The sequence below is a fragment of the Agrobacterium sp. 22-3639C2 genome, from assembly GCF_053522105.1.
On record NZ_JBNWDB010000006.1, the window covers coordinates 231,614 to 243,618 of the forward strand.

At 58.8% G+C, this 12,005-nt stretch carries 13 protein-coding genes; 9 read left to right on the plus strand and 4 right to left on the minus strand.

The features are described 5' to 3' along the window. Nucleotides 1–36 precede the first annotated feature (36 nt). The 3 genes from ACQZ6D_RS24360 to ACQZ6D_RS24370 all read right to left on the minus strand — a co-directional run bounded on the left by ACQZ6D_RS24360 (nt 37) and on the right by ACQZ6D_RS24370 (nt 4,261). A complete protein-coding gene (locus tag ACQZ6D_RS24360; protein ID WP_013636912.1) occupies nt 37–774 on the minus strand; it encodes a Bax inhibitor-1/YccA family protein in 738 nt (245 codons plus the stop codon). Between the two features lie 218 nt (nt 775–992). Next, nucleotides 993–3,554, minus strand: a complete 2,562-nt coding sequence (locus ACQZ6D_RS24365) for an ABC transporter permease (protein WP_065705177.1) — start codon at nt 3,552–3,554, stop codon at nt 993–995. Then, complete coding sequence (locus tag ACQZ6D_RS24370) at nt 3,551–4,261, minus strand: ABC transporter ATP-binding protein (RefSeq protein ID WP_038492408.1); 711 nt, start codon at nt 4,259–4,261, stop codon at nt 3,551–3,553. The genes ACQZ6D_RS24365 and ACQZ6D_RS24370 overlap by 4 nt, the downstream gene beginning before the upstream one ends. A gap of 90 nt (nt 4,262–4,351) precedes the next feature. Between ACQZ6D_RS24370 and ACQZ6D_RS24375 the strand changes: the two genes are divergently transcribed. Continuing rightward, nucleotides 4,352–5,002, plus strand: a complete 651-nt coding sequence (locus tag ACQZ6D_RS24375) for an arylesterase (RefSeq protein ID WP_003516653.1) — start codon at nt 4,352–4,354, stop codon at nt 5,000–5,002. A gap of 68 nt (nt 5,003–5,070) precedes the next feature. Further along, entirely contained in the window at nt 5,071–5,664 is a 594-nt protein-coding gene (thpR, locus tag ACQZ6D_RS24380; protein WP_003516655.1) for an RNA 2',3'-cyclic phosphodiesterase, read from the plus strand. Here thpR and ACQZ6D_RS24385 read toward each other — a convergent pair. Then, nucleotides 5,598–6,077: a low molecular weight protein-tyrosine-phosphatase gene (locus ACQZ6D_RS24385; RefSeq protein ID WP_035198797.1), complete on the minus strand. Its 480-nt coding sequence runs from the start codon at nt 6,075–6,077 to the stop codon at nt 5,598–5,600. The two genes, thpR and ACQZ6D_RS24385, sit on opposite strands and share 67 nt — an antisense overlap. A gap of 80 nt (nt 6,078–6,157) precedes the next feature. Here ACQZ6D_RS24385 and ACQZ6D_RS24390 point away from each other — a divergent pair, with 80 nt between their 5' ends. The 7 genes from ACQZ6D_RS24390 (at nt 6,158) to ACQZ6D_RS24420 (ending at nt 11,967) form a co-directional block, all read left to right on the plus strand. Further along, complete coding sequence (locus ACQZ6D_RS24390; protein ID WP_025594571.1) at nt 6,158–6,463, plus strand: 4a-hydroxytetrahydrobiopterin dehydratase; 306 nt, start codon at nt 6,158–6,160, stop codon at nt 6,461–6,463. 51 nt (nt 6,464–6,514) lie between these two features. Next, nucleotides 6,515–6,895 (plus strand): YkvA family protein, encoded by a 381-nt coding sequence (locus ACQZ6D_RS24395; RefSeq protein WP_003516660.1) that lies wholly within the window; start codon nt 6,515–6,517, stop codon nt 6,893–6,895. A 298-nt stretch (nt 6,896–7,193) separates the two neighbouring features. Continuing rightward, nucleotides 7,194–7,697 (plus strand): invasion associated locus B family protein, encoded by a 504-nt coding sequence (locus ACQZ6D_RS24400; protein ID WP_003516662.1) that lies wholly within the window; start codon nt 7,194–7,196, stop codon nt 7,695–7,697. A gap of 266 nt (nt 7,698–7,963) precedes the next feature. Further along, nucleotides 7,964–9,136: a 23S rRNA (adenine(2503)-C(2))-methyltransferase RlmN gene (rlmN, locus tag ACQZ6D_RS24405; RefSeq protein ID WP_448730157.1), complete on the plus strand. Its 1,173-nt coding sequence runs from the start codon at nt 7,964–7,966 to the stop codon at nt 9,134–9,136. 108 nt (nt 9,137–9,244) lie between these two features. After that, complete coding sequence (locus tag ACQZ6D_RS24410; RefSeq protein WP_065688681.1) at nt 9,245–10,198, plus strand: ABC transporter substrate-binding protein; 954 nt, start codon at nt 9,245–9,247, stop codon at nt 10,196–10,198. Nucleotides 10,199–10,294: 96 nt separating this feature from the next. After that, nucleotides 10,295–11,176, plus strand: a complete 882-nt coding sequence (locus ACQZ6D_RS24415) for an ABC transporter permease (RefSeq protein ID WP_448730145.1) — start codon at nt 10,295–10,297, stop codon at nt 11,174–11,176. Then, entirely contained in the window at nt 11,173–11,967 is a 795-nt protein-coding gene (locus tag ACQZ6D_RS24420) for an ABC transporter ATP-binding protein (RefSeq protein ID WP_019566037.1), read from the plus strand. The genes ACQZ6D_RS24415 and ACQZ6D_RS24420 overlap by 4 nt, the downstream gene beginning before the upstream one ends. Nucleotides 11,968–12,005 lie beyond the last annotated feature (38 nt).

A 12,005-nucleotide genomic window follows, 5' to 3' on the forward strand; every position in this document is an offset into this window, starting at 1 on the left:
CCGCCTTTTGCATGTTTGCCAGTTGGGTTGCTGCCCTTACTTGTCACGGTTGCCCATGAACTGCAGGAGGAACATGAACAGATTGATGAAGTCGAGATAGAGCGTCAGCGCACCCATGATCGCCTTGCGGCCAGCCACGGCAACTTCGTCGCCATCGAAATACATTTCCTTGATCTTCTGCGTGTCATAGGCGGTGAGGCCAGCGAAGATCAGCACACCAATCGCGGAGATCGCGAACTGCAGCGCGGAAGAGGCGAGGAAGATGTTGACGATGGACGCGATGATCAGGCCGAACAGACCCATGATCAGGAACGAACCCATGCCCGAAAGGTCTTTCTTCGTGGTGTAACCGTAAAGCGAGAGCGCGCCGAACGAGGCAGCGGTCACGAAGAACGTCTGTACGACGCTCTGGCCGGTATAGACCAGGAAGATCGAAGACAGGGACACGCCCATCAGCGCCGCATAGACCCAGAAGGTCATCTGGGCGGCAGAAACGCTCATGTTCTGGATACGGAAGCTAAGAAAGAACACCAGTCCGAGCGGTGCGAGCATCACAACCCAGCGCAACGGCGATGCATAGAGCAACTGGGCGAAAGCCGGATTGGTGGTCGCGAGCGTGAAGGTAGCGAACGCCGCAACACCGGTGATGACCAGAGCCAGTGCCATAAGGTTGTAAACCTTGAGCATGTAGGCACGAAGACCTTCATCGATCATCGCACCAGTCTGTGCACGGGTCTGGGCCATGCGGTTCTGGTAGTTATTGAAGTCAGCCATTGTTTCCTCTTTTGAGCTCCGTAATTGCTACGGTGTCGGGATACCTCCCGGGCGCCGCTGCGGAGCTTCAGCAAGCCTGCCCAAGAATATGATGGCAGAACGTGTCCGATACAAGGCCTTTTGCAGTCGAAAAGACACCATATGCGCGAAAAGCGCTCACGTTTCAGCGATCATTACAAAGAATTAATCGTTAAAGTTAAGCAGCGCACAACCGAAGATTATTCACCCGCCTGCCGCAAAACCGGAGCGGCCTTCTGCCCGAGAATTCGCCATGTACCCATGAGGCCGATGCCTACCGTCATGACGAGGGCGACGACGACCGTGCCGATCGCCACATCCGGCAGGAAACTGGAGGGCAGCTTCATGATGCGGGAAATGACGAACCAGGCGGAGACGCCGCCGGCAAAAAGCGCAAAAACGGCGGTGGCGAGACCGAGCATCATATATTCATAGGAGAAGGCGCGGATCAGCAGGCTGCGTGTACCGCCCAGTGTTTTCAGGATCACCGCATCATGGGTGCGGGCACGGTTTCCGGCGGCAAGAGCGCCGGCGAGAACGAGGACGGAGGCTATGAGCGCAACGGCCGCTGCTGCGCGTATGGCGGTGGCAAGCTGGCCGACCAGCCGGTTGACCACATCGAGCGCGTCCTTCACGCGTACGCTTGTTATCGTCGGGTAGGCGTTGGTGACGGCGCGCAATATCTGGCCCTCCTCGCTTGCGGATGCGGAGGGGTCAGCGAGTGTGGCAAGCCAGGTATGTGGTGCGCCACGGAAGGTATTGGGTGAAAACACCATGACGAAATTGATCGACAGCGATTCCCATTCGACATTGCGCAGATTGGCGATCTTTGCCGTGATGCTGCGGCCGAGCACGTTGACGGTAACGGTGTCGCCGATCTTGAGGCCCAGTTCCTGCGCCTCTTTCGCCGCAAAAGAGACCAGCGGCTCGCCGCTATAATCCGGTCCCCACCATGTTCCTTCGGTCAGCTTGGCGTTTTCGGGAGCATCCTGCGAATAGGTTATGCCCCGATCACCGCGCAGCAGCCAGCGACCGGATGGCGGCACGTCTATCTTCGTCACGTCCTCGCCATTGAGCGCCAGAATGCGGCCGCGCAGCATCGGCACCTCGGTCAGCGTGCCCTGAGGCGCTTCTTGCCTGAGAAGATCGCGGAAACCCTGCAACTCGGTGCCCTGAATATCCACGAAGAAGAAATTCGGCGCTCGTTCCGGCAGGCTGTCGGTCAGTTCGCGGCGCAGATTGCCGTCGATAAGCGTCAGGGTCACCAGCAACGTCAGCCCGAGGCCGAGGGAGAGAACGACGGAGGGGGTGAGCGCACCCGGCCGGTGAATATTGCCGATCGCCAGGCGAAGGGCGGCGGAATGAACGCGCGGGCTGCGTTTGGCGATGGCCTTGACGCCCGACGCCACCAGTCGCAGCACCACAAACGCGAAGGCGATGGCGGCAAGGAAAACCGAGGCGATGAAACGTTCTTCTGCCGAAAAGATGGCAAGTATGGCCAGCGCAGCCAACAACAAGCCCGTCACTGCGAGATAAGGCCAGGACGGCCAGCTGCCCTCCTCGAACCCCTGCTCTCGAAAAAGGGCGGTCGCGGGAACTTCGCGCGCCTGGCCGAGTGGCACGATGGCGAAGGCAAGTGTCGTCAAGATGCCGAACAGGGCGGCAAGACCAAGTGCTGCCGGATAGAAGGCAAGCTCTTTCGGTACCGGAAGCACACCCTCCAGAAACCGCATGGCGATCAGCGGGGCGATGGCGCCCACAGCGAGGCCTATGATGATGCCAACGGCGGCAATGAACACGATCTGGAAGAGATAGGTCATGGTGACCACGGAAGCCGGCGCGCCGAGGCATTTCAGCGAGGCGATCGTGGTGCGCTTGGAATCGAGGAACGCGCGAACGGCGTTCGCAACGCCGACGCCGCCAACGATGAGGGCAGTCAGGCCCACCAGCGTCAGGAATTGCGAGAAGCGGTTGACGTTTTCGGTAAGCGATGGCGCTGCCCGGTCACTCGTGCGGATGGACCAGCCGGCATCGGGAAACGTCTTGTTGGCCGCATCGGTCATCGTTGCCCGCGCTGCAGGATCGTTCAGCATGATCTTGTAGGCGTGTTCGACCAGACTTCCGTTCTGAACGAGGCCTGAGGCGAAAAGCGCATCGCGGCTGACCATCAGCCTTGGGGCAAAACCGAAGCCGTCGGACAGGGCATCCGGCTCGTCGACAACCGTGCCGGTCAGTTTCAGCTTCACATTACCGAGAAGGATGTCGTCGCCGACCTTGATGCCCAGCCGCTCCAGGAGAAGCGGCGCGGCCACGGCGCCATAGGTATCGCCGTTCGCAGCCAGAAGCTCGCTCAGAGGCCGGTTTGGATCTGCCACGAACGCGCCGTAAAGCGGATAGGCGCCGTCTACGGCCTTCACTTCCGTCAGCGTCTGTTCGGAACCATCGGCAAGGCGCGCCATGGAGCGCAGCCCGGTGGAAACCGCAATTTTGCCGAGGCCATCGAGGTAGGCCCGTTCCTCTGCGGTTGCCTCCCTGTTGCGCAGCTCGAAGCGCACATCGCCAGCCAGTATCGATTGGCCTTCCGTCGCAATCGCGCTGGTGACGGCACGTGACACGGAGTTGACGGCGGCAATGGCGCCGGTTCCGAGCGCGATGCAGGCGAGGAAAATATAGAAGCCACGAAGGCCGCCGCGAATTTCGCGCCGCGCGAGCCTCAATGCGTTTTTGATGTTGGCAACAGACGGGAGAATGGAGCCGATCATGCCGATACCGCCCTGGCCATATGGGCAGCGGCGCTGTCACCCTCTATCTCGCCGGAGCGCACTTTGATCTGTCTTGAACAACGAGCGGCCAGTGACGGATCATGGGTGACAAGGATCATCGTCATGCCGCGTTCGGCCTGTTTTGAGAAAAGAAGATCGGCGATCTGCTGGCCCGTATCCGCATCCAGATTACCGGTCGGTTCGTCTGCAATCAACACGGCGGGGGAGGGTGCAAGCGCGCGGGCGATCGCAACACGCTGCTGTTCGCCACCGGAGAGCTGGCCGGGATAATGGTTGAGGCGTTCGCCGAGACCGACAGCAACGAGTTCCCGTTTGGCGATCTCGAAGGGGTTCGGCACGTTGGCCAGTTCCAGCGGAACGGCTACGTTTTCCAGCGCCGTCATATTGGCGATGAGGTGGAAAGACTGGAAAACGATGCCGATATTCTTGCCGCGGAAATCCGCGAGAGCATCCTCGCCGAGCTTATGCAATTCCGTGCCCGCTATGACGATCTCGCCGCTATCCAGCCTTTCGAGACCGGCAAGCACCATGAGAAGTGTCGATTTTCCCGAACCGGAAGGGCCGACGATGCCCACCGCCTCGCTTTCGCCAATGGCAAGATCGATGCTCTTGAGAACGTGAACGGAGGCGGCGGCGTTGCCGAGCGTGAGGTCGGCCTTCTTAAGCTCTATGATGCTTTTCGTCACAATTCTCGTTCCTATATATGATGAAAACAGTCTGGCGGTGTCGATGCGCACGGTATTTCAGACAATGCAAACCAAGTTAGGAAAGCCGTGATGAGATTTAAAGCTGCCCTGTTTCACTTCATCGTCATTTTCGCCGCCGCCTTTTCCGCCTCGGCGGCCATGGCGCAGGAGCGGACATTGCAACTGGTTGGCCTGGGCGACAGTCTCATGGCGGGTTACCAGTTACCCCCCACCGATGGCTATACGGCACAGCTTGAAGCTGCATTAAAGGCCAAGGGCATCAATGTTACCGTCACCAATGCCGGTGTGTCCGGCGATACGTCCTCAGGCGGTCTGGCTCGGGCGGAGTGGTCGGTTCCCGATGGCACGGACGGGGTCATTCTGGAACTCGGCGCCAATGATGCGTTGCGCGGTATTGCGCCGGAACAGACGGAAAAGAACCTCGACGCCATCATTTCCGGCTTTCAGAAACGCAACATAGCGGTGCTGCTAGTCGGCATTATGGCTCCGCCGAACATGGGTGACGATTACGCCAAGCGCTTCAACCCGATCTATCCGAAGCTTGCAGAAAAATACAACCTGCCGCTTTATCCGTTTTTTCTGGATGGCGTGGTGACGGATGATAAGTTGAAGCTGGAGGACAAGATGCATCCCAATACGCAGGGTGTGGCGATGATGGTGGAGAAATCTTTGCCGGCTGTTGAAAGCTTCATCAAGACAATCGGTGCGCAAAAAAAATAAGCACTTGCGCCCGCCTGCATTGCATGATTCGCTATGCTTGTTCTGCCAAGAGATTCGGGGAGCTCGCCATGCCGAGACTGTTTATCGCCCTCGAAATTCCGCGCAATGCGGCTATGAGCCTGTCATTGTTGCGCGGTGGTCTGCCGGGAGCCCGGTGGATCGATGTGGAGAATTATCACATAACCCTGCGTTTTATCGGCGATATCGACGGGAGAACCGCCGATGAGGTCGTTGACAGGCTGGACCGGATCGACAGGCCGGAATTCCAGCTCAGTCTCAACGGGATGGGTTCCTTCGGCTCCAAGAAACCGCATTCGATCTGGGCGGGGGTTTCCCCCTCGCCGGAAATGAATGCGCTTCAGGCGGAGGTCGAAAGAATCTGTCAGAGGATCGGCCTGCCGCCGGATCCGCGCAAGTTCATGCCGCATGTGACGCTGGCCCGGTTGCGCTCTTCACGGCTGGACGATGTGGTGCAGTATCTTTCCGGGCGCGGCAATTTCCGCACATCCGCCTTCACGGTCGGTCGTTTCGTGCTGATGTCGTCCAAGGAATCGGTGGGTGGCGGACCCTACATCGTGGAAGAGGTGTTCCCGCTTCACGAAGCGCGGTCCAGCGCCATCTTCTCGAGCAACGAGCTGCATCCTGCAAAAAGCATGTTGTAGACGGCCAGAAATCCGTCGTCGCCACCGAAGTAGGGATCGGGGACGTTTTCGTGGCGTCCCGAAGCGTAGTCCAGGAACAGGTGGATTTTGTGCTTCCGGTTTTCGGGCGCCTTTCGGAGCAGTTTCGCGAGATTTCCTCCGTCCATGGCAAGGATGAGATCGAAGGTTTCGAAATCGGCCTGGCTGACCTGCCGCGCACGCTGCAGGGAAATATCGATGCCATGCTTGCGGGCGATTGCGATGGATCTGCGATCCGGGGCGGTACCGGTGTGCCAACCGCCGGTGCCGGCGGAATCGACAGTGAGTTGGCGAGACAGGCCTCCGGTTTCGGCAAGGTTTGTCAAAATGCCTTCGGCAAGCGGTGAGCGGCAGATATTGCCCATGCAGACAAAAAGAACGGCTGTATGTTTCATTGAATATGCGTCGATCCGGTCGTTGAGGCGTTAATGTTTGTCCGAAACAGCGGATCGCATGTCAAGCGGAGGCAAGATGCATGAAATATCCCAGACTTGAACCGGAAGCCGTCCGGCAGGCGCTTTTAAAACTCGAAGGCTGGTCCTTGCGCGAGGACGGGGCTGCAATCGTCCGGTCGTTCAAATTTGCGAGTTTTGCGGAGGCTTTTGGTTTCATGGCGGAGTCCGCACTCGTGGCAGAAAAGCTCAATCATCATCCAGAATGGTCCAACGTCTATTCGCGCGTCAGGGTCTGCCTCACCACCCACGATTCGCAAGGCGTGACCGAGCGGGATTTCCTGCTCGCGGAGGCCATGCAGAAGGCGGCAACGGGCCGTGGGAATTGAACGGCGGGCTTTAACTCCCATATAATAACCGTGACCGGAGGACCGTCGATCATGGATGATGTGAAAATCGGTGAAATTCTTTTGCCCGGGGAAACGGGCAGCCAGGGCGAACGCGAACGCGTCGTGCGCGCCAAATTCTGGCCGAAGCTTAAGCGTGTGATGACCAAGGTGCCCTTCGCGCGCGATGCGGCAGCAGCCTATTATTGCGCGATCGACCGGGATACGCCGCTGCGTGCCAAGGGCATTATTCTGGCCGCGCTCGCCTACTTCATCATGCCGTTTGATGCCATACCGGACATGCTGGCGGTCGTTGGTTTTACCGACGACATCGCGGTCATTACGGCCGCGCTTGCGATGATCCGCGCCCACATCAAGATGGAGCATTACGATGCAGCGGATGCTATGCTGAAACGGCAGCAGGAGGCCGAATAACACGTCTGTGATGACGAGGCTCCTCGGAGCCGGGCAGGTGACAAATTGTTGCCTGAATTTGTGTGTCATAGACATGACGGGGAGGGCGTGCCACGCCTTTCTTCTCAGGGCGCGGGCGTAGCCGATCTGTAACACTTCAAGACGTTTTCGGCATTTTATACGTGTTGTTGACGGTTTGGTAACCGCTTCCTGACCACAATGAGAAAAGACGATCCGCACCTGAACGTGGCCGATCCATAAACATGGAGCCCGCCGCTGCTTCGGGCCAATGGAAGACAATAACCCGGCAGGAAATTCTATGTTTGTAAGAAGTGTAGCAACCGCAGTGGCCATTTTGCTGACCAGCGTCGGCGTAGCATCTGCACAGTCGCCCACGCGCATCCAGCAGTTTAATGCATGGGGCGCCTATTCGTACAAATCGGGCAACAGCACCGTCTGCTACGTTCTTTCCATCCCCACTTCCAAGGAACCGGCGAGCGTCGATCACGGCGATATCTTCTTCATCGTGTCGCAGCGTCCGGGCCAGAATATTTCCTACGAGCCGCAGGCCATGGTGGGTTACCCACTGAAGCAGGGCTCCAAGGTCAATGTCACGATCGACAACAAGAACTTCGTGATGTTTACCAAGGACAAGGCTGCCTGGGTTGAAAATGCTGCCGAAGAACCCGCTCTCGTGGCCGCGATGAAGGGCGGCAAGTCGATGACGGTGAAGGCGGTGTCCGGCCGCGGCACTGCGACTTCCTATTCCTATTCGCTTTCTGGCATTTCGGCTGCTTTCAAGCAGATCGAAAGCTGCAAGTAATCCTGACGCTTCGTCAGCTTCGTGATTGGCCGGTCATCGACCGGCCATTTGCGTTTTTGCTTGTTTGATGCTAAAGGCGCGGCAACATTGACAGGCGGATGCGCGAAAAGTGCTCCGCCTTTGATTTTCTCGACATGCAGACGATTTTCCGCCTTTCCTAAAGGCCGGTCGTGCGATGCATTGGATGATGGGATAGCGTGATGTCCGTATTGCATGCCCCTGCCGGTCTGGCAGTCAAAACTCCCCTGATCGCCAATAGCGATCTCATGTCCGGCAAGCCGTCGCTGATCGGCATGACGCGTGAGGAAATGGGCGAGGCGCTGGCCGAGATCGGCGTGCCGCAGAAGCAGGTGAGGATGCGTGTCAGCCAGTTGTGGAACTGGCTATATGTGCGCGGCGTCTCGGATTTCGACAACATGACCAATGTTGCCAAGGAACTCAGGGAAAAGCTGAAAGCAGCCTTCACCATTGCCCGCCCGGAAATCGTCGAGGAGCAGATTTCCAACGACGGCACCCGCAAATGGCTGATGCGTTTTCCGCCGCGCGGTGCGGGACGTCCTGTCGAGATCGAGACGGTCTATATTCCCGAAGAAGGACGCGGCACGCTTTGCATTTCGAGCCAGGTGGGCTGTTCGCTGACGTGTTCCTTCTGTCACACCGGCACGCAGCGTCTGGTGCGGAACCTGACGGCCGAGGAAATTCTCTCCCAGCTTCTGCTCGCCCGCGACCGGCTCGGCGATTTTCCTGACGGTTCGACGCCGGTCGGCGCCTACGTGCCGAGTGAAGGCCGCAAGGTCTCCAACATCGTGATGATGGGCATGGGCGAACCGCTTTACAATTTCGAGCATGTGAAGACCGCACTTCTGATCGCCACCGATGGTGACGGCCTGTCGCTCTCCAAGCGTCGCGTGACCCTGTCCACCTCGGGCGTCGTGCCGGAAATCTTCCGCACGGGCGATGAGATAGGCGTCATGCTGGCAATTTCACTGCATGCGGTGCGCGACGATCTGCGCGACATGCTGGTGCCGATCAACAAGAAATACCCGCTGAAGGAGCTGATCGAGGCTTGCCGCAACTATCCGGGTGTCTCCAACGCCCGCCGCATCACCTTCGAATATGTGATGCTGAAGGATGTGAACGACAGTCTGGAAGACGCCAAGATGCTGGTGCAGCTTCTGAGGGGCGTTCCAGCCAAGATCAATCTCATTCCTTTCAATCCGTGGCCAGGCACGAATTACCAGTGCTCCGAATGGGCGCAGATCGAGAAGTTCGCGGATTTCATCAATCAGGCGGGTTACGCTTCGCCGATCCGTACGCCGCGCGGCCGCGATATTCTCGCTGCCTGCGGCCAGCTGAAATCGGAATCCGAGCGCATGCGCAAAACCGAAAGGCTGGCTTTCGAGGCGATGATGATTGCCAACCACGGTGCAGACGACTGAATCGACGCCAATCGCGGCAGAAAGCTTGGTTCGTTACGGTTCTTTGATTGATTTCGGGCGGTCTTGTTTCTAATAAGACGGCAATAAGAAACCAACTGGAGGATACCTATGCGTGCATTCATTCTGGCGCTCGCAGCCGCGAGCGCCCTCGTTCTGCCGGCCAAGGCTGAAAACGTCACCGTTGCCGTCACCGCCATTGTAGAACATCCGGCGCTTGACGCCGCACGTGACGGCGTCAAGGCAGCGCTTGCCGAAGCCGGTTACAAGGAAGGCGAGAACCTCAAGTTCCTCTACGAGTCCGCGCAGGGTAATCCAGGCACCGCAGCGCAGATTGCGCGTCAGTTCGTGGGCGAAGCCCCCAATGTCATCGTGCCGATCTCCACACCGTCCGCTCAGGCCGTCGTCGCGGCGACGCGCGACATTCCGGTTGTCTTCACGGCTGTTTCCGATCCGGTTGGTGCACAGCTCGTCAAGGACATGCAAAAGCCCGGCCGCAACGTGACCGGACTTTCCGACATGCTGCCGGTTGCTGAGCATCTGGCGCTGATCAAGGAAATTTCGCCCAACGCCAAGTCCATCGGCTTTATCTACAACTCCGCCGAGGCCAACTCCGTCTCGACGCTTGCAGCGCTGAAGGCTGAGGCTGAAAAGGCCGGCCTGAAGGTCGTTGAATCTGTCGCCACAAAATCCGCCGAAGTGCAGGGCGCGACGCGCGCACTGGTCGGCAAGGCCGACGTGATCTACGTGCCGACCGACAATACCATCGTTTCCGCTTTCGAGGCGGCAGCTGGCGTTGCGAGTGAGGCGAAAATTCCGCTTTATGCCGCCGATACGGATTCCGTTGCGCGCGGTGCGGTTGCGGCTCTCGGCTTCAATTATTACGACGTTGGCAAGCAGACCGGTGCTGTCGTTGTTCGCATTCTCAAGGGTGAGAAGCCCGGCGACATTCCGGCAACCGTTGCCGTCGGCACCGATCTGGTGATCAACAAGAAGGCTGCTGAAAAAGCTGGCGTCACCTTCCCCGAAAGCGTGACGAAGCGCGCCACCAAGGTCATCGACTAAACCGGACTTCGGGCGGCGGTCACTCGCCGCCCGCTTTGCGCGGCACGCAACGGTGCCCGTATCCGCCGACGCGGCGGCAATAACAAGGACATTACCGTGAGCCAAATCGCTTTCTGGGGTGCCGTGGAACTGGGACTGGTCTTCGCCTTCGTGGCGATCGGCGTCTATCTCGCTTTCCGGGTACTTGATTTTCCTGATCTGACCGTTGACGGTTCCTTTCCGCTCGGCGCAGCCGTTGCAGCCGTGATGATCATCGCCGGTCTCAATGCCTGGGTCGCGACGGCGATTGCAATGGTTGCGGGCGCCGGTGCTGGCATCGTTACGGCCACGCTCAACGTTCGGTTCAAGATACTCAACCTGCTTGCGTCGATCCTTACGATGATCGCGCTATTTTCGGTGAACCTTCGGGTGATGGGAAAACCGAATGTGGCGCTGCTCAATCAGGATACGATGATCTCGCCGTTCTACGGGCTCGGTCTTTCCGAATATCTCGTGCGGCCACTCTTTATCGGCGTTCTGGTATTGCTCGCTGTCATTCTCGTCTGGCGTTTCCTTGAGAGCGACGCGGGCCTTGCCATGCGGGCGACGGGCGCGAACGCGCGGATGGCGCGCGCCCAAGGGGTGAAGACCGACAACCAGATCTATCTTGGCATGGCGCTTTCGAATGCACTGGTCGCGCTCGGCGGCGCGCTTTTTGCGCAGACCAATGGCTTTGCCGATGTGACTGCCGGTGTCGGCACCATCGTCGTCGGGCTTGCGGCCGTCATCATCGGCGAAACGCTGTTTGGCTCGCGGGGCATTCTGATTGCGCTCATCGGCTGTGTTTTCGGCTCCATCGCCTACCGCCTTGCCATCCAGCTCGCTTTGTCGAGCGATGTGCTGGGTCTCAAGGCCTCCGATCTCAATTTCGTTACGGCGGTACTGGTAGCCATCGCATTGATCCTGCCTCGACTGCGCCGCGGGGGAGCAACATCGTGATTTCCCTTTCCGACATTCAGGTCATCTTCGGGCGTGGCACACCGCTGCAAAAGCAGGCGCTGGCCAAGATCGATCTTACCATCGAGGATGGTTCCTTCGTTACTGTGATCGGCTCCAACGGTGCCGGCAAATCCACACTTCTCGGCGTTCTCGCGGGCGATGTCCTGCCGACGGCCGGAAAGGTGATGGTTGGTGGCGCCGATGTCACACGCAAAACGACCGCCAGCCGGGCTGGGCGGGTGGCGCGCGTGTTTCAGGACCCATTGGCTGGCAGCTGTGGCGCGCTCACAATTGAGGAGAACCTTGCGCTTGCGGCGTCTCGCGGAGAGCGTCGCGGCTTGTTGCCGGCGCTTGGGCGCGGCAGGCGGGATTTCTTCCGAGAGCGTATCGCTTCGCTCAATCTCGGTCTGGAAAATCGTTTGAAGGACCGCATGGATCTGTTGTCCGGCGGGCAAAGGCAGGCGGTCTCGCTTGTCATGGCAACGCTTTCCGGTTCGGACGTGTTGCTGCTTGACGAACATACGGCAGCACTCGATCCCGGCATGGCGGAGTTCGTGATGGAGCTGACCCGCAAGGTGGTTTCCGAGCGCAAGCTGACGACGCTGATGGTTACCCATTCCATGCGTCAGGCGCTGGACTATGGCGACCGCACGATCATGCTGCACGCCGGTGAGATCGTGCTCGATGTGTCCGGCGAAAGCCGCAAGGGTCTTCAGGTCGAAGATCTTATCGACATGTTCCGCAAGATACGCGGCCAGACGCTTGATGACGATGAGCTATTGATCGGCTGATGAGTTATCCGAAAGGCGCCTGCGGGCGCCTTTTTTAT